Genomic DNA, 23,421 nt, shown 5'->3' with positions numbered 1-23,421 from the left:
GATATTTATAATTTACATTACGTAAAGCAAAAACAAAAAAAGCGTAAGGCCGCTATAATACGGCCTTAACCTCTAGCTTCGCGAGGGAAACAACCCTTGCAGAGCTATAATAAAGTTGGTACCCAAGAAAGGATTGCGAATGTCTATAGGTAGACCGCCACCAGACATATCGGTATGGCCTGTAACATGGGCATCAAACGGCTTTAGAGTGACGTCTGCGGCATCGGTACTGTAAAGCTCTGCAGCGCGACCACTAGCGGTAACCGGCCCCAAAATACTGCTGACAGAGGGCGCACCAGAAACATTGGTGCTTGAAGTAACCGCAGGAATGGCAACCGCAGCAGATAACTGCGAGGTACTATGGGTGTGAGCTGGCATGTTCGCCTGAAGTACAGTGACATGCTCCGCCCCCCCTTTTTCACCCTGGGTAATTAGCGACAAACCCGGGCCATGTCCCATACCAACCGGGCTTCTGCTCCGATAATCTGGAAGGCCGAAACTAGTTTGGCCATCGCCGCCGTACTTTGTGCCAAGCAATGAAAACAGAGCCGAGTACTGAGAAATAGCCAATAATTGCCCAGCGCAAAACGCCCAGCCACGTGGAGCAAAATCGAAGCCTACTGCGCGAATTTCGCCTAAAAATGGTTCACTCATGTTGTTCTCCCTAACTAGCGTTGTTTGAAAATCAGTTTAACGGAAAGATTTATTGTTCTCTTAATTCAGTTTTGTTGATTCTCAACGCTCAATTATGGAGTCATTTTTTAGACCTTAGCCCACACTATCGGCCAAAACGAACATTACTTTAGCGTGTAGTGCTAAAGCCAAAAAAACGTTAACGGCTGCCGATATCGTAGCCTATTGCCGACAATAAAACGTCACCAAAGACTCAACAAAACAGCCTATACAGTGCCTTAAACCAATAACGAAAGGAATTACAGGCAATTACAACCTCAGAACCACGATAATTATGATATTTAATTAAAAATCAGGTGCCTATTGCGCCTCACGCAAAATAATCGCCGGTGGCGTCGATACCGCGCGGCGGCAGCTGGCGGTGCCCAGCAACCCGACCAACACAGCCCCCACCAAGGGCGATGCCACCCAGTAACCGTAGTGTGGTTGTACCGGAATTTCAAATACATATACCTGCAGCCCCAGCAACAGCACCTCGGAGGCGATTACCGCAATGGTGCCGGCCGCTAACCCCAGCAGCGCAAACTCTACTAACACGCTGCCCAGCATCAGCCGCCCGCTGGCGCCCAGGGTGCGCAGCAGCCCGACCTCTTGCTTGCGCGACTCCAGGCTGCCACTAACCGCCGCCATCAGCACTAAGCAGCCGCCCAACAACACCATAATCAACACCAACTGCACACCATCACTCACCTGAGCGATGATGGTGCGAATTTGGTTGATAATGCGGTCCAGCTCAATCACCACAACGGTGGGGTATTGGGTGAGCAAGGTATTAATAAATTGCTTCTTCTCGGGCGGCAAGTACACACTGGTCATGTGCATGGGCGAGTAATTATCCAGCGCGCCCGGCTCAAAAATAAAGTAAAAGTTCGGTTGTAGTGACTCCCACTGCAAAGTGCGCAAGCTGGCCACTTGCGCCTCGGCCACCAGGCCGCCGATGGAAAACGTCAGCCGATCACCCAGCTCGATACCCAGCCGCTCGGCCACTTCAACCTCGACCGACACGCCCGGCAAGTCAGATTCATCGCGGCTCCAGTTGCCCCACCACTGCCCGGCCACCACCTCATTATTGTCCGCCAGTTCAGCGCTCCAGGTCAGTTGCGCCTCGCGGTTTAGAGCGTCTTGCGGTTTTGGTTCGCCGTTAATCTCGCTCAGCCGCCCTCTTACCATGGGGTAGAGTTGCTCGATCGACAACTGATTGTCGGTTAATAACTGCTTAAATACGTCCACGTCTGCCGGGGCAATGTTCAGCAAAAAATGGTTGGGGGCATCATCGGGTACTTTTACCTGCCACTCGTCAATCAGCGAGGTGCGCACCACCGTCAGGGTGAGCAGTAACATCATCGCTGTCGCAAACACCACCACCTGCAACACACTGGCCGCGCGGCGGCGCTGAATACTTGCCCAAGCCAAACGCCAATAACTGCCGGCCTGGGCGCCCAGCTTGCGCCCCACCGCTAACAGGCCATAGGCCAAACCCACGGCCAGCACCGCCACCACCGCCAGCGCGGCAATTACCGTTAGCGCCAATTGCAAGTTGCGGCTAAACACTGCCACCAAAACAAGCAACACACCACTAGCCGCCGCCACCTGCCAGACAACCGCACTGGTTTTCACCGCCAGCTCGGCCCGCAAAACTTTTACCGGCGGCACCGTGGGCAAAAACCACAGCGCCGGCAAGGCAAAACCCAAAAGCGACAAAGGCCCGCTGATAAAGCTCATTGCATAACTGCCGAGCGTCGCCGGCGCCATCACCACCTGATACAGGCGCAACACCACCTCGGCCACCAAAGCCTGCAGCGCACCTCCTAATGCCCGCCCTACCGCCGACGCCAACAGCGCCAACACCACCAGCTGAGCAACATACAAGTAACGGATTTGCCGCGCCGACGAGCCGAGGCTTTTAAGCAGCGCCACCGGGGCGATGTGCCGCTCGGCAAACTGACGGGCCGCCAACGCAATAGCCACACCGGCAAGCAGTACGCCCATAATGGCCGCTAGCACCAAAAAGCGCCGCCCGGTTTGCAGCGTCCCTTGCAGCCGACGCTGGGCGTTTTCGATGTCCATTACCTCTTCGTGCTCTGATAATTCGGGCTCCAGCCAGGCCATAAAATTATTAAGCTCTGCCGGCACAGCGGCCAACAACCACTGGTACTCGACCCGGCTACCCGGCTGAATCACCTCGGTGCTGGCCAGATCGCTCCAATTCATCATCACCCGCGCGCCCATCAGGCTAAAGGGGCCACTTCCGTCTGGCTCATCGATAATCACGCGGGTCGCCTGCAACGAGCGCTCCCCCACTTGCAGCGCATCGCCCAGTTCAATGCCGAGCAACGGCAATAGCCGCGAATCCACCCACACTTCACCCGGTGCGGGTACGCCGCCGGCGCGCTGAATAAGGCTACTATCGACGGCAAAGGCGGTTTGGCTGACATCGATATAGCCGCGCAGCGGGTAATTAGCCTCAACCGCTTTAACCGAGGCCAGATGCATTTCATCGTCGGCAAACACCATCGAGGCAAAGTGGGCAACGCGGGTTTGCTGAATGCCCTCGGCCTCGGCCTCCGATTGCCAGGCCGGTTGCGGCAACTGATTACTGGCAACAATTTTATCGGCGCCCAGCAGAGAATTACTTTGCTCCAGTAATGTGGCCTCTAAGCGATCGGTAAAAATGGCAATGGTGCTAACCACCGCCACCGACAACATAATGGCAATGGCAAGTAGTTTAATTTCACCGGCGCGCCAATTGCGCCACAACAGCCGTAATGCGAGCACGGTTATACCTCCACAGCGGCAGAGCCGAGCAGCTCACCCGCCGCCATTTGAATATGGCGCTGGCAGCGTGCGGCCAAACGTTGCTCGTGCGTAATAAGTACCAAGGTTGTGCCGGCATCGGCGTTTAAGCCAAACAATAAATCGTTAATGGTTTGCCCGGTGGCGCTATCGAGATTGCCGGTGGGCTCATCGGCAAACAAAATTTCGGGCTCGCAGGCAAACGCGCGGGCAATGGCAACCCGCTGCTGCTCGCCCCCCGAAAGCTGCGGCGGATAATGGCCAAGCCGTTGCGCCAGCCCGACTTTATCCAGATAGGTTTTGGCCGAGGCCTCGGCGCCTTTTTGGCCGCGCAGCTCGAGCGGCAACATGACGTTCTCAAGCGCGGTCAACCCCGGCAACAATTGAAACGACTGAAACACAAAACCCACATGACGCGCCCTGACGGCGGCACGGCCCTCTTCATCAAGCTTGGTTAAGTCGTTACCCGCCAGCGAGATAACCCCCGCGCTGGGCACATCCAAACCGGCCAGCAAGCCCAACAGCGTAGACTTACCCGAGCCCGAGGCGCCGGTAATCGCCAGCGACTCACCGGCCGCTACCGCGAGTGAAATATCGTTTAAGATGGTAAGCTCGCCGGCCGCGGTGGTAACGGTTTTAACCAAACCTTGGGCACTGATAATGTTTTGCATAACACTCGCTCTTGTGAAAATAATTATTTAAGTCAGCTAGCAGGCACTAGCAACACTAACCCAGCTCGGGCAACCGATACGCCATAACGGCGCCTGCGACACCCGCCAGCGATAAAGCTAAAATAGCCGCGCCGTAACCCAGGCTACTGGCCAAAACGCCACTTGCCCCCATTAACAACAACACCACACCAATCACGCTGTTGCTTACCGCAACATAATCAGTACGGCGGTTGCCCTCGGCCAGATCAACCACATAAGTCTTGCGCCCGACCCGCACGCCCTGATGGGCAACGGTCAGTAAAAAGTACAACAGCGGCAACATAAAAAACTGGGCCAAACCAACCTCAAACAGATCCAGCAAAAACACCACAAGGCCCAAAGCCGCACTGATGATTGCGCCCGACACCATCACCCGGCGGCTGGAGGCATCGGCAAAACGCCCCCAAAAAGGCGCCGACAGTAAACTGGCCAAACCACTGGCCAGCATAAAATAACCCAGTAGCGCGCTTTGCCCGCCTAAGTGTTGCTGTCCCAGAGCGACGTAATAAGGTGCGGTAAGCGCCGAGCACAACAACAGCGCCCGGGCGATCACAAAACGCCTAAAAGGCGCATCGCTGGATAAAATGCTTAAACGCTTTACGGCCTCGGTTAAGGCATTACCGCCACCACTCACCTCGCCGGGATACTCTTTAACGCGTAAAAAACACAAGGCCGCTAACAGCCAAAGCCCGCCGGCTAACACCAGTAACAGCGTTGCCGCCGTAAGTTCATTGCCGGACGCCTGATGCAGTATCAGTGCCACCGCTAACAGGACGGTCACCAACCCAGCGGCACTGGCCGACCAACCGTTAACGCGGCCGCGGCGCTTTTGCGGAATGGTTTTACCCAGCACATCCTTAGCCGCCACCGACGAGAGCCCCCGCGCCAGAGAAAACACCACCAGCAAACCGACGATACTAAATCCGGCGATAGCGCCTTCCAGCACCATAGCAACCGCAGCCATAGCCAAGACACACAACCCTTGCAGCAATGCCCCAAGGGACCAGGCGTATTTGCGAATGGGCAACCGCCTAACGTAGCTGGCCAACATCAGTTGCGGCAAAAGTGAGCCGGACTCGCGGATAGGCACCAAAAAGCCCAGCAAATACGCCGGGGCCGCCAGTGACTCCAGCAGCCAGGGGAGCACAATTTTGGGGTTGGCGCAGGCGTCGCCCAGCTTTGACAAAAAGTGGGTAAAAATTAAACGCAGAAAATTACCCGGCACTTGGTGGCAGGCCTCAGGGGCAATGGATTTGCACACCCGGGCGTCCTCTTCATTGCGCAGCTTGCGGTATAGCGCCTGGGTAAATGACGACGACTTCAAGGCCTTCCCCTACTGTTGATCAAGCTGCAGAATACACCATAAGCACTACAAGCTCACATCCCCACGCCAGACAATTGCCTGCCACCAACCACTGAGGTAGGCTTGCCCTTTGCTCTCGTTAATTTCGGACCCGGCCCATGCGATTACCTGTGTATCAGCGTTTTTACCACGCTGTTTTTGCCTTGCTACTACTTACCCTAAGCGCGGTGTACGCGCAGGCAAAACCCGCCACAATTGTGGTGCTAGGCGATAGTTTAAGCGCCGGCTACGGCATGGACTTAAAACAGGGATGGGTGCAATTACTGCGCGAGCGCTTAGCACAACAAGACCACGCGAGTCGCTATCAGGTCATTAACGCCAGCGTCAGCGGCGAGACGACCCAGGGGGGCCTGAGCCGGCTGGATGCGTTGCTGAAAACTCATCAGCCCGAGATTATTATTGTCGAGTTAGGCGGTAACGATGGGTTGCGCGGTCAACCCATTAAACTGATGCGGCAGAACCTCACCGATATTATTAAAAAAGCGCAAGCCGCTAGCGCCACCGTGCTACTGGTGGGCATGCAAATACCACCCAATTACGGCGCCCGCTATACCCAACTGTTTGCCAAGGTATACCCGGAGCTGGCCGAGCAGTTTAACGTGCCGTTAGTGCCTTTTTTATTAGAGGGCATCGCACTGGAGCCGGAGCTGATGCAAAATGACGGCATCCACGCTAACACGGACGCGCAGGCCACACTGCTCGACAACGTCTGGCCCTTTTTACAACCCCTGCTTTAAGGGTTAATCGAGAGGCTCGATATAATCCAGCATCAACTGCAGCGACTCACGACCCCGGCACTCGTTAACATCCAGTTTAAACGCGGCGCGAACACGCGTGGTTGCAGGGCTCGGCCACACCTCTAAATCCACATTAAAAGCGATAGCATCGATGGCGAGCTGATTATTCGCCTCCGGCGCCAGCACCAGCTTTAAATGTTTATCGCCGACGATGCGTTGTTGCACTAAGGTAAACTCGCCATCAAACAATGGCTCGGGAAAGTGCTGCCCCCAGGGGCCCGCCGCCCGCAACTGGTGCGCTAAGCCGAGGTCAAACTCCGTATCACTTAACATGCCGTCACTCAGTACCACGGCCTGTAAGTCATCATCGTTTAACTGACGCCTTACCTCGGCATCAAAAGCGCTGGCAAACGCAGCAAAATCGTCTTTGGCCAGGCTCATACCCGCCGCCATGGCGTGGCCGCCAAATTTATGCAGCAGCTCGGGGTGATGCGCGGCAACAGCATCCAGCGCATCGCGAATATGCAGCCCGGGAATCGAGCGCGCCGAGCCCTTAATGGTGCCATCGTCGGCATCGGCAAAAACAATGACCGGACGGTGGTGGCGATCTTTAATACGCGAGGCGAGAATACCGATAACGCCCTGATGCCAGCGGGCATCGTACAGGCATAAGCCCCAGGGCAGCTCGCCATTTTCGCTTACCTCTAAGCCATCCAGCATTTGCAAGGCTTCGCGCTGCATGCCGCTCTCAATGGCTTTGCGATCGCGGTTAAAATCGTCCAGTGCTACAGCAAGCTCGCGCGCGGCAATTAAATCGTCACTCAACAAACACTGAATACCAATGCTCATGTCGTCGAGCCGGCCGGCGGCATTTAAGCGCGGCCCTAAGGCAAAGCCTAAATCGGCGGCGACCAAGCGCTCGCGACCGCGGCCGGCCACCTCAAGCATTGCCAAAATACCAGGGCGCGCCACACCGGCGCGAATACGCTGTAGCCCCTGCTCGACCAAAATACGGTTGTTGTGATCCAGCGGCACCACATCGGCCACGGTGCCCAGGGCAACTAAATCTAAATACTGCGCCATGTTGGGCTCTTTAATGCCGGACTCGGCAAACCAACCAATTTGGCTAAGCTCTCGCCTTAAGGCGTTAAGCACATAAAAAATAACCCCGACACCGGCCAGGTTTTTACTGGGAAAGTCACAACCGGGTTGGTTGGGGTTTACAATCGCCTCGGCCGCCGGCAATTGCGCACCCGGCAAGTGGTGATCGGTAACCAACACCGCAATGCCCAGCGCTTGGGCGGCCGCCACACCATCGATACTGGAGATACCATTGTCCACGGTAACGATTAAATCCGGCTCCCGCTCGGCCGCTACCGCCACGATCTCGGGCGTTAAACCGTAGCCGTATTCAAATCGGTTGGGCACCAAAAACTCAACCTGGCGCGCGCCCATGGCCGTTAATGCCAACACCGCCAGAGCCGAGCTAGTAGCGCCATCGCAGTCAAAATCCCCGACAATTAAAATACGGGCATCGGCCACCACCGCATCGGCCAGCAAACTCGCCGCCTCGGGCAAGCCTTTCATGGATGGCTTGAGCAATTCATTTAGCGTAAGCGCCAATTCACGCTCGTCGGTTACGCCCCGCGCGCCATAAATACGCGCCAGTAAAGGGGGGAGCGAATCGCTACTAAAAGCGGCCTCGGTAGAGCGGCGTTTGATAAGTTTTTGCATTGAAGACTCGTCGGACGTCAGATGTCTGAAGTCTGACGCACGAAGCACAATCGATAACTATGCTTCGTACGCGATTAGAAGTGCAGCGTCTGACGTTCGGCTTCAGACGTCAGACACACAATCAACAAGCCAAATGACCGGACATAAACTTGTGTACGGTTTCGGCATCGTTAGGCAGTACTTCGTAGCGCTCTTCGCGCTCGAACAAATCGGCCATATGATGGGGCAGCGCTGGGTCTTCGGTTTGGCCGGCCTTTTGTACCGCTTCGGGGAACTTAGCCGGATGTGCGGTGGCCAGGCACACCATAGGCACATCTTGATTGCGGCGGGTAGCCCGGGCAGCCTCGACGCCGATGGCGGTGTGTGGGTCGAGCAAATACTCGGTGTTTTCAAACACTTCGCGAATCACTTCGAGCATGCGCTCGTCATCCACCCGATGGCTGGCAAACAACTCGCGCGCGCGGCTGAGGGCGTTTTCATCTAAGTGCATGGCGCCGGATTTAAAGTCTTCCATCAACTGCGCAATTTTACTGCCGTCGCGATCGTACAAATCAAACAACATACGCTCGAAGTTGCTCGATACCATGATGTCCATACTGGGCGACAAAGTGTGCTCGAGTTGCTGTTTGCTTAAATCGTTGGCGCTAATGGCGCGGTGCAAAATATCGTTGCTGTTGGTGGCAATCACCAGCTGATCGATCGGTAGGCCCATACGCTTAGCGAGGTAGCCGGCAAAAATATCGCCAAAGTTACCGGTGGGCACCGAGAACGAAATCGGACGGGCGGGGCCACCCAACGCCAGCGAGGCGTAAAAGTAGTAAACGATCTGGGCCATAATGCGCGCCCAATTGATGGAGTTAACCGCCACCAGCTGGCGCCCTTCGGGCAAAAACGACTGGTCGGCAAAACTGGCTTTAACCATGTTCTGGCAATCGTCAAAGTTACCGTCCAGCGCAATGTTGTGCACGTTGTCTTCCAGTACCGTGGTCATTTGGCGACGCTGTACGTTGGACACGCGATTGTGCGGGTGCAAGATAAAAATATCGATGTTGTCGCAACGGCGGCAGCCTTCGATCGCGGCCGAGCCGGTATCACCCGAGGTTGCACCCATCACCACCACTTTTTGATCGCGCTTTTTTAAGATGTAATCGAGCAGGTGCCCCAAAAACTGCAGCGCAAAATCTTTAAACGCCAGCGTGGGGCCCTGAAACAACTCTAAAATAAACTCGTTGTGACCGGTTTGCACCAGCGGCGCAATGGCTTTGTGACGAAAAGTCGCGTAGGAATCGGCAATAATTTTTTTCAGGTCGGCATCGGGCACGGCGCCGTCCACAAACGGCGAGATAACCTTAAAGGCCAGCTCTTCGTAGGATAAACCCGCCCAGCTGGCGATCTCTTCGCGGCTAAACTCGGGCAGTGTTTCGGGCACATAAAGGCCACCATCGGGGGCCAGGCCGGTCAGTACCACTTCTTCAAATGACAGTGCGGGCGCTTGGCCGCGAGTGCTGATGTATTTCACGCTAGTAACCTGATTAACATGTTCAATAAAGGCGGGCTAGCCGCCCGTTTATTTTAACGGCTCAAGACGGATGCGGGTAATCGCCCCGGTGATTGAGCTAAGCGCTTCAATCTTGCTGATCGCCGTGGCCAGATCTTTCTCAACGGCGCGGTTGGTCAGCAGAATCAGCGGTACAATTTCTTCATCGTCGGGCGCTTCTTTCTGAATCAGCGCTTCGATACTGATACCCGAGTCGCTTAAGATAGTCGCCACCTGCGATAACACCCCGGGCTTATCCAGCGCCGACATACGCAGGTAATAAGCGGTCTCGACATTTTCGATAGGCAGAATATCGTCTTCGCCTAAGCTGCTTTGATGGAAGCCCAGGTGCGGCACCCGGTGCTCGGGGTTAGCGGTAAGGGTGCGGGCCACATCAACGATATCGGCGATTACGGCCGAGGCCGTTGGCTCGGCGCCGGCACCCGCGCCGTAGTACATGGTGGGCCCTACTGCATCGCCTTTCACCATAATGGCATTCATCACGCCATCAACGTTAGCCAACTGGCGCTTGGCGGGGATTAACGTCGGGTGCACGCGCAGCTCGATACCATCGCGGGTGCGACGGGCAATGCCCAGGTGTTTGATGCGATAGCCCAGCTCATCGGCGTAGGCAACGTCCACGGGCTCGATTTTGCTGATGCCTTCGGTAAACACTTTGTCAAACTGCAGCGGAATACCAAACGACATAGAGGCCAAAATCACCAGCTTATGGGCGGCATCAATGCCCTCTACATCAAACGTCGGGTCCGCCTCAGCGTAGCCCAGCTCTTGAGCCTCGGCCAACACATCGTCAAAGTCGCGGCCTTTGTCGCGCATTTCGGTCAGAATAAAGTTACCGGTGCCATTGATAATGCCGGCCAGCCACTCGATACGGTTGGCCGCAAGCCCCTCGCGAATGGATTTAATAATCGGAATCCCGCCGGCCACCGCGGCTTCAAATGCCACGGTCACACCTTTTTTATCGGCGGCGGCAAAAATCTCGTTGCCGTGCTCGGCAATCAGGGCCTTGTTGGCGGTAACCACGTGCTTGCCATGTTCGATGGCGGTCATAATCAAATCGCGGGCAACGGTAACACCGCCCATCAGCTCGACCACGACATCGACATTGGGGTTGCGGGCCACATCAAACACATCGCGGGTGACATTTAACGCGGTCATGTCGCAGTGGGGGTTGTCCCGGCGCGCGCCAACCTGCTCTACATTAATGTCGCTACCGGCGCGGGCATTAATGACGCGCTCGTTGCGCGCCAGTACGTTTACGGTGCCACTGCCTACGGTTCCCAGACCGCAGATACCTAATCTGACCGGTTTCAACATCGATTCCTCTTTATGATGGAGTTCTGAACAATTAAAAGACGGCAACCTTACTCAGCACGAGGGTTGCTGTCAATTGCCTAGCGAGGGGGTTGCCAGCCGGGCGTCAGCCCGGCCAGCGGGAGTCACTACTTTTTCTCGATTGCCTGTAAAAGCTGCTCTGGTGGCTGATAGCCCACAAAGAGGCGGCCATCGGGCAGTAAAATAGCCGGGGTGCCCGTTACGCCCATTTCTCCGCCCTTTAAATACTGTTGCTCAATGGGGTTTTCACAGGTGGCGGGTTCAACCGATTCGAGGTTTTTTAGTTTATCCAGCGCCGCTTTTTGATCGTCGGCGCACCAGGCGCTTTCGAGTTTAGCCGCCGAGGGGCTGTTAGCGCCGGCACGGGGGTAAGCCAGGTAGCGAATCTCAATACCCAGATCATTGTAGCCGGGCTTGTTAGCGCCCATTTCGTTATAGCTGTGCATTTGGCTGTGCAAACGGCGGCAATAACCGCAATCGACATCGGTAAACACGTAAGCGACGTGCTTTGTCTCGCCCTCGGGCGCAAATTTAATGCTGTCGTGCTCACCCAAGCTCGAGATGAACTCGCGACGGCTGTTAAGCAAGTAAGGGTCCTGCACCGGGGCCAGCCCCGTGTCAGTAACGTCAAACATCTCACCCATAATCAGGTGCTTGCCGTCCGCCGAGATAATCACCGCCGGACCACCGATGATTTGCACGTTGTACAAGCCATCAATCGCCGCCGGGCGTATCGCACCCAACTGAGCGCCATCGGTTAATGCCGTGAGGGCTTGTTTAATAGTCTCCTCGGGAGACGCCGCCTCCGGGGAGGCCGCAGATGTGGCTTCTTCCGCATAAGCGCCTGTTGTCAGCGCTGCGGACAAACCCAACGCCAAACCGTATTTGATGACTCGTAAAACCATAAACTCTACTCGTTAGGGAATGTTCCCGGGTACATTACGTTTCCGGGGCCAGTTTACCATACAAACTCATCCACGGGCTTTAGCCCCGGGGGTGGTGCTGTTGATGCAACCCCTGCATCCGCGCCTGGGCGACATGGGTGTATATCTGTGTGGTCGACAGATCGCTGTGGCCTAGTAGCAACTGCACCACCCGCAGATCAGCACCGTGATTTAACAAGTGCGTGGCAAATGCGTGACGCAATGTGTGTGGCGACAGCGGCTTGTCGATACCAGCCACCAGAGCCCAGTGCTTAATACGGTGCCAAAAGGTCTGGCGCGTCATGGCTTGTACCCGGGTACTGGGGAACAACACCTCCAGGGGCTTTTCCCCCACCAGCAGCGGCCGCGCCTCGCGCATATAGCGTGTCAGCCAGTAGCTTGCCTCTTCGCCCAATGGCACTAAGCGCTCTTTACTGCCCTTGCCCATCACTTTAACCACGCCCTGACGCAGGTTTAGCAGCGTTAGGGTTAAGCTCGTCAGCTCGGACACGCGCAAACCGCAGGCGTACAGCACCTCTAACATGGCGCGATCACGCAGGCCCACCGGATCAGAAATATCCGGCGCATTAAGCAGGGCTTCGACATCCCGCTCGGTTAAAAGTTTTGGCAGCGATTTAGGCAGCTTGGGGCTCTCAATACCCACCAGCGGATCGAGCTCTTGCAGCCCTTCGCGTACCTGATCGCGATAAAAGCCTCGCAAGCAGGACAGCAGCCGGGCGGTAGAACGACTGGTGTAACCTTTGCCGTGGCGCCAGGCCAGATAACCCAATAACGGCTCGCCGGTTATGGGCGCGGCCAGTGACCTCCCCTGCCCGGCAAGGTACCGCGCCAACCCTTGTAAGTCGCGCCGGTAGCTGGCCAGCGAATTCTCCGACAGGCCTTTTTCCAACCACACGCGATCCAGATAGGCATCAATCACTGCCGTATCGGCAGCCGACAAGGGCGTAGATGTCATGGTTATTCCGCTGCAGTGACTGTAAATGCCCCATAAAAGATGGGCCATAAAAAAAGCCGATGTAGTTTCCCACATCGGCTTTTTTTATACAAAACGCACTTAACAAAACGTGCGCTTAGTATTGCTGAGCGATTAACCCAACTTTTCTTTAATACGTGCGGCACGACCGGTCAGGTCACGCAAGTAGTACAACTTAGCCTGACGCACATCACCGCGACGCTTAACCGCGATGCTATCAACCTGACGGCTGTGAGTCTGGAAAGTACGCTCAACACCAACACCGTGAGAGATTTTGCGCACGGTGAAAGCCGAGTGCAAACCACGGTTACGCTTGGCAATAACAACACCTTCGTAAGCCTGCAGACGCTCGCGACTACCTTCGGTTACTTTAACCTGAACGACAACGGTGTCGCCTGGTGAGAACGAAGGTACGTCTTGTTTGAGCTGTTCGTTTTCGAGCTCTTGAATGATTTTGTTGGTCATTTCAATTCTCCTAAAGAGTTTGTAGCTTCACAGCTAGAATCAATCGTTATCAAGGTCCCGACGAAAGTCCGTCAGCAGCGCCCGCTGCTCCTCGGTTAAGTTTTTGCTTTGCAACAAATCTGGCCGTCTGAGCCAGGTTCGCCCCAGCGCTTGTTGTAAGCGCCAACGCCGAATTTTTTCATGGTCACCCGAGAGCAAAATCGCGGGTACCGCCTCGCCATCAAGTACTTCCGGGCGAGTGTAGTGCGGGTGATCGAGCAACCCGTCACTGAATGAATCCTCCACTGCCGACTGGGCATCGCCCAGTACGCCCGGCAACAAGCGGGTAACCGCGTCGATCAGTACCATCGCTGGCAGCTCGCCGCCCGATAATACATAGTCACCGATGGACCACTCCTCATCGACCACCGCCTGAATTAAGCGCTCGTCGATGCCTTCGTAGCGCCCGGCAATTAAAATCAAATTGCCGCGTTGCGCCATTTGCGTGGCGGCCGACTGATCAAACACTTGCCCCTGAGGCGAGAGGTAGAGCACCCGGGCGTCGCCCGTCCACTGTCTGGCCGCGTCTACCGCGTCGCGCAGTGGCTGTACTTTCATAAGCATGCCGGGGCCACCCCCGTAAGGGCGATCATCCACGGTTTTATGCCGGTCGGCGGTAAAATCCCGCGGGTTCCAGCACTGTATCTCCAGCTGCCCTCGCGTTACCGCGCGGCCCGTGATGCCGTTATCGCGCACCGCGGCCAGCATCTCTGGAAATAGCGTTACAACCGCAATTTTCATGGTTGTCGCAACTTTGTCATCTGGGTCATCTGGCTCAAACACCTGGGGCTCCCGTTGTTGTCGGCCCTAAAAAGATGGATCCCAGTCCACCTCGATGGTGTTTGTCGCCTGATCGATGTGGGTAACAAACTGATCCGGCACATAGGGGATCAGGCGTTCGCGCTCATCGATGCTATCGGCATCGGGCGCTACTACCAGCACATCATTGGCACCAGTTTCCATGAGCTTCTTAACCGAACCGAGGCGATATTCACCTCCGTCAAAGCGGCTAAGCACAGCCATATCTTGCAACTGATGCCAGTAAAACTCGCCCTCTTCCAAGGGCGGCAGCTGATCGCGCTCAACGGCAATAACACAATTTGTGTACTGCGCCGCTATATCCCGGTCATCAACATCTTTGATGTGGGCGACAAAACCTTTGCCGTGCTCGCGATACTCATCAATCTCAAAAGCTTTTACACCGTGGGCGGTTTTAAGCCACCAGGGTGCGTAGTCAAAGAGATTGGCGGCGGGCTCTGTGTGCGAGCGGATTTTTATCCACCCTTTCACACCGAACACGCCGGTCACCTGCCCGACGTTGACCAGATTAGAAGAACCTGCAGACACCGGGCGAGTAATCAGGCTGCGTCTTTAACCAGCTTGGCAACGCGTTCGCTCAGCTGTGCACCTTGGCCAACCCAGTAGTTAACACGCTCCTGATCAACACGCAGGCGCTCTTCCTGGCCGCGGGCGATAGGGTTAAAGAAACCTACACGCTCGATAAAACGACCATTACGGGCACTGCGGCTGTTGGTTACAGTCAGGTGGTAAAAAGGACGCTTCTTAGAGCCACCACGTGACAGACGAATAGTTACCATTCTTGCTTTCCTGTAGTTTCATTGGCGCAGGCCTTGCCCGCACACGGTTTAAAATTAGGTTCATCAGCGGAGCGAGTCCACCGCGAAAGGCGCCGTATTCTAAGGGAAACGATTGCCGTTGTATAGCGCTATTGAGCAAGTTTTACGCAATAGCGCGAGATCAGTTCTAGATCATGTCATCAAAGCGATTGCCAATGTCCAGCGAGACCGGCTTGGCAAAGCCCGGCAGGTTCACGCCATTGGCGTCAAACACTACCTTAGACTCGTCAATCATGCCCTCGCCAAAGCGATAAATAGTGGCAAAATCACCCTTGGTAGCGGCGCTGTCGTAGGCGGCGGCCGCTGTGCGGGCCTGCTCGCGCCGCTCGCAATAGGATTCAAACGCGGCATCGCCGTAACGCTTGCGCAACATGCGCTCAACCACGCGGGGCGCCAGCACACTGGCCGTGGCGTTATTGCCGCCAAAGCCCTTAGAGTTTAAAAAGGCCACATCTATGCCCTGCTCCGGGGTGAAATCCCCCAGCGGAATATGCAACCGGTCGCCGTATACATCATCGGCAACCGCATCAATGGTTTTGATGCCGGGAATCACCCCGTATTTAAAAGTGCCCAACGCCGCCATCATCTGATCGGCACTGGCGGGCGACAACGAGTGGCCCACATAGGCCTTAACCGCCGCCACCGGCCAGTTAGTAATACCAAAGTACTCCGCGGCCTGATCAAAAATCTGCGACTCGGTGACGCGGTTTTGCGGCGTACTAGAGCCATGGGCGTGCACCATAGAGCGCTCGCGGATCGCTTCGTCACCCAAAATAGCGCGGGCCGAGGCCACCGCTTTGGCAAAGGTAATATGATTGCCCGGGCCCGGCGCGGTAATGGACTTTTTATAGCCGTCGGCGTTAATAAACACATCGTTAACCGCGCCGTGAATATCGGCCCCCAATGTCATGGCCAGCTCGTCGTCCATCAGCACCACATACTGGCCCGACTCGGCAATGGTAAAGCCGCAGTTTTCCCCAAACGGGCGGCTGGAGCGGCGCGGGTCGGTAGTCTCGGCGCCATCGACTTTTTGCAGTTTATCTTCGCTCGCCAGCGCGCCCATGGTAGCGTAGCCATCAATCACCTCGGGTAGAATGGGCGCCTCGGCGTTGCCCACTACGGCTACCCGGCAGCGGCCGCTGGTAATGTCCTCGACCGCCGAGCGCAGATTGTATAAAAAGGATGCGCAGGCCCCGGCGTTGGCGCCGGTATGGCCGACACTGCCCAGTATGTAAGCATTCACAAAGTCGGCGACCATACTGTTGAGCCCCAGCGGGCACTGCTTGGTACTTACCCGGCCGCCGCGCAAACGCGACTGCAGCAAACCGCCAAAACCATCCTCATCCAGCTGGCTCATAACGTTACTGGCGTAAACACCGACCTGATCGGGGTTGATTTGCGCCACAATATCGGCCCAGTCGATACCAATAGAGCGCACCGCATCCGAGGCCGAGATAACGGCTAATTGCAGCGCACGCGGGTGAAACCGGGCGTTGTACAAGTTCGTCGGGTCAAATCCCTGCGGCAGCTGCCCCGCGGATTTAACCGGACAATCGCGGAAGCTGTCGATCTTAACCTCCAGCGCCCCGGCAACTTCAACCAACACCTGACGCGCATCCAGCTCGGTTACCTGCCAATTAGCCGGTAACGGCTCGGGTAACTCGCGGGTTTTCATCACAAAACGCTGATTGTCGTTCTCGGGGTTAAGCGTGGCCGATTTTTGCCAATGCACGCTGTCGACATCAAAAAAGCCAGGGTCGATACGGCGGATCAAGCTGCCGTTAAGCACCTCGTCGCCAAAGCGCGCCTCAATATCCGCCAGGCTCAAGGCTCGGCCTTCCAGATCCTGCCACCCGCTTTCGCCAAAGCGTACCCGGCCCATCATAACGGCCAGCGCCGCCAGGGTTTCTCGTCGGGCGGTATCGTCTAAGCTCTCAATAATCATGCGCCGAAAGGCGTGGTGACCCGAGCTGCGGCCGGCGGCATTAAAGCCACCAAACCCGACAATAACCGGCAAGCGCGACATAGCGTTCTCCAAAGCTGTGACAGGAAGTATTTGCAGCGCAGAGTGTAGAAGCTTAAACAATAGAGGGTCATGGCCATACCAGCCATATACTATGGTATTCTGGCCACAAGCGTGCAAATGAGGCCCCCATGAGCGACAACACAACCCAAATCACCTTTGTTTTGTCTGAGCACATGCTCACCACCGGCACCACCCTGCCGCTCGAGATGCTGCAAACTGCTCAGCTGGCCCGCCATCAATCCACTCAGGCGAGCCGGGTCAACCTTGCCATGCGCACGGCAGTGGCAGCTGGCACCGCGCTGCCCAAACCCACCGGTATGCGTTGGGCACCCGACGTCACCTTAGACGAAGCGCCCGATAACGATATTATCTATTTGCCCGCGCTTTGGCGTAACCCGCGCCCGGTGTTGCGCCGTGCGGGCGCCTTAATCGAATGGCTTAAAGAGCAGCATCACAACGGCGCCACCATTTGTGGCGTGGGTACCGGCTGCTGTTTTTTGGCCGAAGCCGGCCTACTGGATGACAAAGTCGCTACCACCCACTGGCATTACTTTGATCAATTTCAAAAAAATTACCCGAATGTACACCTCAAGCGGCAGCACTTTATTACTCAGGCAGGCAATTTGTATTGCGCCGCCAGTGTTAACTCGCTCGCAGACTTAACGGTGTACTTTATTCAGCGATTAATGGGTAAAACGGTAGCAAGCCACGTCGAGCGGCATTTTTCTCACGAGATTCGACGCTCCTATGAGAGCTCGGCGTTTTACGAAGACACCAGCCACCCCCACCCGGATGAGGCGATCATTCAAATCCAGCTGTGGCTACACGACAATTACCCGCGCGCCATAACGGTGGCCGATTTGGCTCAGCGTTTTGGTATGAGCACCCGCACATTAAACCGTCGCTTTAAAAATGCCACAGCCGCAACGCCCTTGGCTTATTTGCGCGATGTGCGAATTAAAATTGCCCGCGAGCTGCTAAAAACCAGCAACCTGAGCATTGTGGAGGTGGCCGAAAAATCCGGCTATCAAGACAGCGCTTATTTTACCGAGCTGTTTAAACAACAACTGGGCACCACACCAAGCGCTTACCGCGAGATGGTGCGAGCCAAATTATTTCGCACAGATTAGTTTGGCCAGTTACTTACGCGGCTTGGTTAAAAAAATCACATCGTCGGCGATAAATTCAAGTGACGCACTAAACCGCTCAGCTAAAAATTCAAAGGTTGTATGGGAAAAAAAGCACACGTGGGTCGGATCATTTTTATAGTGCCAGCGGGCAAACGCATCAACATCCAATGCCAACTTAGTCATAATGGCCAGTATGCCGCCAGGAGCCAAGCAATCCCACAGGCATTGCAGCTGCTGTTGTGGGTCATGCAAATGCTCGACGACTTCAGTGGCGGTTATAAAATCATATTGCCGATTAAGCACCGACCGGTCGGGGTGATAGAACACATCGTACAGCGCCACCGCAAAACCTCGCTCACGCAACATGGCCGCCAGCGCCGGGCCAGGCCCACAGCCAAAATCCAAACCGACAGAACCGGGCGCCAGCTGGTTGACTAAAGGCGTAAAAAGCCGGCTTAGAAAGCGTCTGTAGCCAGGATCATCCGGCTGATTATCGTGCAAGTCGTACTCGGCTTTTTCACGCTCGGGCGACAGATAATACTCGGGGGGAACAAAAATTAGATCACACAATTCGCAGCGCAGATAAGCGCGCTTGCGATCGCGGTAAAATACGGCCGCGCCATCATAAGAGCAATGTGTGGCACACAGTGGGCAAGCTAAAGTGGCGGGCATAAAGTTTATACTCAGACACACAAAACGCCGGCGATGCCGGCGTTTTGTTCGTTAGAAAACCTGACTGGGAAACCTAACGTATTAAGCAGTGCTATTAAGCCGCGGCCGTATCACTATTGCGCGCCTGAGTGACACTCGTCGGCTGTGGCGAGCCATCAGAGATCTCAATAGTGCGGGGCTTTATGGCCTCGGGCACTTCGCGCACTAAGTCAACGTGCAGCAGTCCGTTTTCAACCGTGGCGGATTCTACCCGCACATGATCGGCCAGCTGAAAGCGGCGCTCAAAATTGCGCGCGGCAATGCCTTGATGCAAGTAAGTGCGCGATTTGTCGTCAGCATGCTTATTGCCAGCAACCGTTAGGTTGTTTTGGTTTACTTCGATGTTTAGCTCGGAGCGGTCAAAGCCGGCCACAGCCATAGAAATTCGGTAGTGATCCTCACCGGTCAGTTCAATATTGTACGGCGGATAACTCGGTTGGCTCTGCTCGCTGCGCGATAAGCTATCCAGCAGCCCGGCAACGCGGTCAAAACCAATAGAAGAACGATACAGTGGTGTTAAATCAAAATTACGCATAAATAATATCCTCAAAGTGAGCAATATGTTTAAAGTGCCTATCCATCGGATCAGGCTGTTTTGTACCCCTCTTTTGAGCCGGTACATAACCTATATAGGGTCGGCTTAAATCATTACAAGCCCAGCAAGATAATTTTTTATACACTCGCGTTTAGCGCAGCGGTTAAATCGCGGTAGCGATAATTAAAGCCCGCCTCTAACGCCACCTGCGGTGCCACGCGGTTACTGCTTAGCAGCAACTCTTGAGCGGCCTGGCCCAATAGTAACTTCAACACCCAGCCGGGCGCCGGTAACACCGCCGGGCGGTGTAACACGTTGCCCAAGGCAGAGGCGAACTGAGCGTTCTTGACAGGCGCTGGCGCTACCGCGTTAACGGGCCCGCTAACATCCTGCCGGCTTAGTAACCAGATAATCAGCGATACTAAATCCTGCCGGTGAATCCAGCTCATCCACTGCTGCCCGCCCGCAATGGGCCCGCCGAGGCCCAGCCGAAACGCCGACAACATCGAGCCCAATGCACCGCCGCCGTGATCCAGCACAATACCGGTGCGCAACAGGCAAACCCGGGTGTTGGGCGCTTCCATTGCCAAAGCCTGTGCCTCCCAATCGTGGCAAAGCTGCGCGGCAAAACCCTCTCCGCAGGCCGACGCTTCGGTGGCGGTATCGTCAGCCGTATCACCGTAAAAGCCAATAGCGCTGCCGCTGATCAATACCGCTGGCGGGCCAATTTTATCAAGCTGTTGCAACAGGTTTTGGGTAAAGGTAATTCGGCTATCTCGCAGCACCCTCTGGCGCTTAGCGCTCCACCGGCTTAAAACGGTGGCGCCGGCCAGATTAACCACGCCGTCAAAGCGGTCGCACTCGGCCAAGCCAGTCATATCGGTTGCCATAACCGGCAACGTAGCAAAGCTCTGGCGAGCCTTTGCCGGGTTTCTCGTCAGCACGGTCACCTCGGCACCGCTATGACACAACTCCCGGCAGAGTAACTGGCCAATAAAACCTGTGCCCCCGGTTACTAATAACCGGCTATCGTGTAAATCAATAAGATTCATCATCCGCCTCCTGCCAAAAACCTGTAGGGTATGGTGCTATACGTATGGGCTGAGATTTTTGTTCACCGGGCCGCAACGCTGGGCTCGCCCGCTAAGCTATACTAAAGATTGCCCAGCAAGAGACGAGAAAACCATGAGCAGCTATAAACGCATTGTAGTCGCCCTGAGCCTGGAGCAGGAGGCCGGCCGATTGCTGAGCCGGGCGGCATCTATTGCCGCGCCAGAACACCTTTACATAGTCCATATCGAAGAGCACCCGGTGACCGGCTATGGCGGTGCGACAGGCAGTAACCACAGCGTCAATGAGATGCACATCAGGCAATCGGTTTACCCAAAGCTGTGTGCCATAGCCGATCAGCATCGGGTCCCGCACGATCACATCCACATCGCCTTTGGCGACCCCGGCGAGGAAGTTCACGTCATTGCCAATAAACTTGGCGCCGACTTGATCGTGACCGGCAGCCACGGTAAGCAGGGTTTAAAGCGCTTTCTGAGCTCCACATCCAGCAGCATCCACAATGGCGCTACGCGAGACGTCCTCTCGATCTACACGGGCTGACTCCGCCGGCAGCGCCGCAACACTGTGGCGTAATACCGGCCCACCTAATCGCCCGCGCTACAAGCGGGAATAAACCAAACCGGACGGGCCATGCGATCCCCCTTCTTGGTGAGCCCTGCCACACCCTCTGGCCAGCGCCAAACGCCCCGCTTGCACAAGAGGCTATAAAAACCAGACAATAGCGCCCGGATTAACAGCCTGTTAAATAACGTCACCCTGCATTTCACCACCCAAAGGTGCTGGCACTGCGAAACAGTTTGAGGCCCATGAAGACACCCAAAAGAATACAGCCCCTAGTGGACGACGGCCTGGTCGATGAGGTCATAAGCCAGTTGATGAGCGGTAAAGAAGCAACCGTCTATAAAGTTCGCTGCGGCAATGAAATCCGCTGCGCCAAAGTGTACAAAGACGCCGCCAAACGCAGCTTTAAAAAAGCCGTGCAGTACCAGGAAGGCCGCAAAGTGCGTAACAGCCGGCGTGCCCGCGCCATGGAAAAAGGCTCAAAGTTTGGCCGCCAGCAGCAGGAAGACACCTGGCAAAACGCCGAGGTAGACGCCCTGTATAAAGTCGCAGCCGCCGGCGTGCGGGTGCCCAAGCCCTACGGTTGCTTTGATGGCGTGTTATTGATGGAGCTGATTACCGACGATGACGGCGACGTCGCGCCGCGGCTCAATGACGTCAGCATGTCGACCGAGCAAGCCCTGGAAGATCACGCCGTTGTCATGCAGGATGTGGTTAGAATGCTCTGTGCCGGCTTAATCCACGGAGATTTATCCGAGTTTAACGTGTTGGTGGACGAGTACGGCCCGGTCATTATCGACCTGCCTCAGGCCGTCGACGCCGCCGCCAACAACAACGCCAAAAGCATGCTCGAACGCGATGTGCGCAACATGACCGAATACTACGGCCAGTTTGCCCCCGAGCTACTCGACACCCGCTACGCCGACGAGATGTGGGCGCTGTACGAAGAGGGTGAGCTACAACCCGACACCCAACTGACTGGTGAATTTGACGACCCGGAAGACAATGCCGATGTAGACTCGGTGCTGGAAGAAATTAAAGCCGCATTAGAAGAGGAGCAAGAGCGCCAAGAGCGCATACGCGCAGCCGACGCCGGCGACGACGATTAAAGCGAGCAGCGGCACCCGAGCGCCACTGCCGGTCGTTCAGGGCGGTGCCACTGTTAACCACCAAACTGTTAACCACCAAACTTCGGACACACGCCTGTGAGCACGCCCAATCAAACAAAGGAGCTGCACCCAAACAACCTGCACAACCGGCCCTACGACTTTACCGCGCTCATCGCCGCACATCCAGCGTTAGCCCGATTTGTGGCGCGCAACCAACACCAGCAGCTGACAATCGATTTCGCCGACCCCGAGGCCGTTAAAACCCTAAATGCGGCCCTGCTAGAGCACCATTATCACATTAAAGATTGGCATATCCCGGATGGCGCCCTCTGCCCACCCGTGCCTGGCCGGGCCGATTATATTCACTATATGGCGCAGCTGCTTAACCTTGCCGCGTCCACCGCTACACCGGCACCCGCGAGCCCGGTTACGATGCTCGACATCGGTACCGGCAGCAGTGGCATTTATCCACTCTTAGCCACTCAGTTATACGGTTGGCACTGTGTTGCCAGCGATATTAATCAGCAATCACTGGATAATGTCGCAAACATCATCGCCGCCAACCCAGCGCTTAAACCGCGGATTGAGCTTCGCCACCAGCACGACAAACACCAGTTTTTTGCCGGTATTATCCAGCCCGGCGAGCACTATGACCTAAGCGTGTGTAATCCGCCGTTTCATACCAGTGAAGCCGAAGCGCTAAAAGGTAGCCTGCGCAAACTAAAAAACCTGGCGCGCAACCGCTCTGCCGCCGACGAACAAAGCTCAACAGGTGCCACCACCTTAAACTTTGGCGGCCAAGCCGCCGAGCTGTGGTGCAACGGTGGTGAGCGGCTGTTTCTTAAAAAACTGATTAAAGAGAGCCATACATTTGCCGAGCAATGCCGTTGGTTTAGCAGTTTAGTATCCAAAAGCGAGAATGTGCCCCCGCTAACAAAGCAGCTGCGCAAACTGGGCGCCAGCCAAATTAACGAGATCCCCATGACTCAGGGCAAAAAAATCACCCGGGTGCTGGCCTGGAGCTTTACCGAGCAATAACAGCGGCCCTCGTATCCCTTTGTAATCTTGTCCTCCCCCCTGCCCCCGTCATCCATAGGATGCTAAAATATCGGCAATGCGCCACCAAGGCGTATTGAATCATTGCGACTGTAAATGTCGATAGGGGAAGAGCTATGAACTCAGTAAAGGGAACAATCGTTGCGACGATGGCAAGTGTTTTGGCACTTAGCTCAACGGCGGCATCGAGGGTGTTCAAAACTCTGTGTCAGCCAACTAGCCTCATAGGCTAATGTGTTTT

22 protein-coding genes are annotated in these 23,421 nt (G+C 55.6%); 5 read left to right on the top strand and 17 right to left on the bottom strand.

Going from position 1 to position 23,421, the window contains the following annotated elements; all coding sequences use genetic code 11:
* Positions 1 to 72 precede the first annotated feature (72 nt).
* The 4 genes from AAC019_RS13145 to AAC019_RS13130 all read right to left on the bottom strand — a co-directional run bounded on the left by AAC019_RS13145 (position 73) and on the right by AAC019_RS13130 (position 5,520).
* Complete coding sequence (locus AAC019_RS13145; protein ID WP_339899436.1) at positions 73 to 654, bottom strand: tail fiber protein; 582 nt, start codon at positions 652 to 654, stop codon at positions 73 to 75.
* A 339-nt stretch (positions 655 to 993) separates the two neighbouring features.
* Complete coding sequence (locus AAC019_RS13140) at positions 994 to 3,468, bottom strand: FtsX-like permease family protein (protein ID WP_339899435.1); 2,475 nt, start codon at positions 3,466 to 3,468, stop codon at positions 994 to 996.
* Between the two features lie 2 nt (positions 3,469 to 3,470).
* Complete coding sequence (locus AAC019_RS13135) at positions 3,471 to 4,157, bottom strand: ABC transporter ATP-binding protein (RefSeq protein ID WP_339899434.1); 687 nt, start codon at positions 4,155 to 4,157, stop codon at positions 3,471 to 3,473.
* Between the two features lie 55 nt (positions 4,158 to 4,212).
* Positions 4,213 to 5,520: an MFS transporter gene (locus AAC019_RS13130; RefSeq protein ID WP_339899433.1), complete on the bottom strand. Its 1,308-nt coding sequence runs from the start codon at positions 5,518 to 5,520 to the stop codon at positions 4,213 to 4,215.
* Positions 5,521 to 5,657: 137 nt separating this feature from the next.
* Here AAC019_RS13130 and AAC019_RS13125 point away from each other — a divergent pair, with 137 nt between their 5' ends.
* Positions 5,658 to 6,296, top strand: a complete 639-nt coding sequence (locus AAC019_RS13125; RefSeq protein ID WP_339899432.1) for an arylesterase — start codon at positions 5,658 to 5,660, stop codon at positions 6,294 to 6,296.
* Between the two features lie 3 nt (positions 6,297 to 6,299).
* Here AAC019_RS13125 and recJ read toward each other — a convergent pair whose 3' ends face one another.
* From recJ to AAC019_RS13075, 10 genes are all read right to left on the bottom strand, one after another.
* Complete coding sequence (gene recJ / locus AAC019_RS13120; protein ID WP_339899431.1) at positions 6,300 to 8,030, bottom strand: single-stranded-DNA-specific exonuclease RecJ; 1,731 nt, start codon at positions 8,028 to 8,030, stop codon at positions 6,300 to 6,302.
* A gap of 121 nt (positions 8,031 to 8,151) precedes the next feature.
* Positions 8,152 to 9,549 (bottom strand): threonine synthase, encoded by a 1,398-nt coding sequence (gene thrC, locus AAC019_RS13115; RefSeq protein WP_339899430.1) that lies wholly within the window; start codon positions 9,547 to 9,549, stop codon positions 8,152 to 8,154.
* A 48-nt stretch (positions 9,550 to 9,597) separates the two neighbouring features.
* Entirely contained in the window at positions 9,598 to 10,905 is a 1,308-nt protein-coding gene (locus AAC019_RS13110) for a homoserine dehydrogenase (protein ID WP_339899428.1), read from the bottom strand.
* Between the two features lie 125 nt (positions 10,906 to 11,030).
* Positions 11,031 to 11,828: a thioredoxin fold domain-containing protein gene (locus tag AAC019_RS13105; RefSeq protein ID WP_339899426.1), complete on the bottom strand. Its 798-nt coding sequence runs from the start codon at positions 11,826 to 11,828 to the stop codon at positions 11,031 to 11,033.
* A gap of 79 nt (positions 11,829 to 11,907) precedes the next feature.
* Positions 11,908 to 12,822: a site-specific tyrosine recombinase XerD gene (gene xerD, locus AAC019_RS13100; RefSeq protein WP_339899425.1), complete on the bottom strand. Its 915-nt coding sequence runs from the start codon at positions 12,820 to 12,822 to the stop codon at positions 11,908 to 11,910.
* 132 nt (positions 12,823 to 12,954) lie between these two features.
* Positions 12,955 to 13,305 (bottom strand): 50S ribosomal protein L19, encoded by a 351-nt coding sequence (gene rplS / locus AAC019_RS13095; protein ID WP_339899424.1) that lies wholly within the window; start codon positions 13,303 to 13,305, stop codon positions 12,955 to 12,957.
* Between the two features lie 39 nt (positions 13,306 to 13,344).
* Complete coding sequence (gene trmD / locus AAC019_RS13090; protein ID WP_339899474.1) at positions 13,345 to 14,085, bottom strand: tRNA (guanosine(37)-N1)-methyltransferase TrmD; 741 nt, start codon at positions 14,083 to 14,085, stop codon at positions 13,345 to 13,347.
* A 66-nt stretch (positions 14,086 to 14,151) separates the two neighbouring features.
* On the bottom strand, positions 14,152 to 14,691 hold the full coding sequence (rimM, locus tag AAC019_RS13085; RefSeq protein WP_339899423.1) for a ribosome maturation factor RimM: 540 nt from the start codon (positions 14,689 to 14,691) through the stop codon (positions 14,152 to 14,154).
* 11 nt (positions 14,692 to 14,702) lie between these two features.
* Positions 14,703 to 14,942, bottom strand: a complete 240-nt coding sequence (rpsP, locus tag AAC019_RS13080) for a 30S ribosomal protein S16 (RefSeq protein ID WP_339899422.1) — start codon at positions 14,940 to 14,942, stop codon at positions 14,703 to 14,705.
* Positions 14,943 to 15,108: 166 nt separating this feature from the next.
* Positions 15,109 to 17,007: a beta-ketoacyl synthase gene (locus AAC019_RS13075; RefSeq protein ID WP_339899421.1), complete on the bottom strand. Its 1,899-nt coding sequence runs from the start codon at positions 17,005 to 17,007 to the stop codon at positions 15,109 to 15,111.
* 128 nt (positions 17,008 to 17,135) lie between these two features.
* Between AAC019_RS13075 and AAC019_RS13070 the strand changes: the two genes are divergently transcribed.
* Positions 17,136 to 18,137, top strand: a complete 1,002-nt coding sequence (locus tag AAC019_RS13070) for a helix-turn-helix domain-containing protein (RefSeq protein WP_339899420.1) — start codon at positions 17,136 to 17,138, stop codon at positions 18,135 to 18,137.
* A 9-nt stretch (positions 18,138 to 18,146) separates the two neighbouring features.
* Here AAC019_RS13070 and AAC019_RS13065 read toward each other — a convergent pair whose 3' ends face one another.
* The 3 genes from AAC019_RS13065 to AAC019_RS13055 form a co-directional block, all read right to left on the bottom strand.
* Entirely contained in the window at positions 18,147 to 18,809 is a 663-nt protein-coding gene (locus AAC019_RS13065) for a class I SAM-dependent methyltransferase (RefSeq protein ID WP_339899419.1), read from the bottom strand.
* Positions 18,810 to 18,903: 94 nt separating this feature from the next.
* Positions 18,904 to 19,383: an Hsp20 family protein gene (locus AAC019_RS13060; protein ID WP_339899417.1), complete on the bottom strand. Its 480-nt coding sequence runs from the start codon at positions 19,381 to 19,383 to the stop codon at positions 18,904 to 18,906.
* Positions 19,384 to 19,520: 137 nt separating this feature from the next.
* Complete coding sequence (locus tag AAC019_RS13055) at positions 19,521 to 20,438, bottom strand: TIGR01777 family oxidoreductase (protein WP_339899415.1); 918 nt, start codon at positions 20,436 to 20,438, stop codon at positions 19,521 to 19,523.
* A 130-nt stretch (positions 20,439 to 20,568) separates the two neighbouring features.
* On the opposite strand from AAC019_RS13055, the gene AAC019_RS13050 reads away from it, so the two are divergent.
* The 3 genes from AAC019_RS13050 (at position 20,569) to rlmF (ending at position 23,162) form a co-directional block, all read left to right on the top strand.
* The gene (locus tag AAC019_RS13050) at positions 20,569 to 20,994 is read left to right on the top strand and encodes a universal stress protein (RefSeq protein ID WP_339899414.1); all 426 of its coding nucleotides are present in this window, start codon (positions 20,569 to 20,571) and stop codon (positions 20,992 to 20,994) included.
* 266 nt (positions 20,995 to 21,260) lie between these two features.
* A complete protein-coding gene (locus tag AAC019_RS13045) occupies positions 21,261 to 22,124 on the top strand; it encodes a PA4780 family RIO1-like protein kinase (RefSeq protein ID WP_339899413.1) in 864 nt (287 codons plus the stop codon).
* A gap of 96 nt (positions 22,125 to 22,220) precedes the next feature.
* The gene (gene rlmF, locus AAC019_RS13040; RefSeq protein ID WP_339899412.1) at positions 22,221 to 23,162 is read left to right on the top strand and encodes a 23S rRNA (adenine(1618)-N(6))-methyltransferase RlmF; all 942 of its coding nucleotides are present in this window, start codon (positions 22,221 to 22,223) and stop codon (positions 23,160 to 23,162) included.
* Positions 23,163 to 23,421 lie beyond the last annotated feature (259 nt).

The organism is uncultured Gilvimarinus sp. (assembly GCF_963975215.1).
In the GTDB taxonomy this organism is placed as follows: domain Bacteria; phylum Pseudomonadota; class Gammaproteobacteria; order Pseudomonadales; family Cellvibrionaceae; genus Gilvimarinus.
The sequence above is the reverse complement of the archived record's forward strand: the minus strand, read 5'-3'. Positions and strand labels throughout refer to the sequence as shown.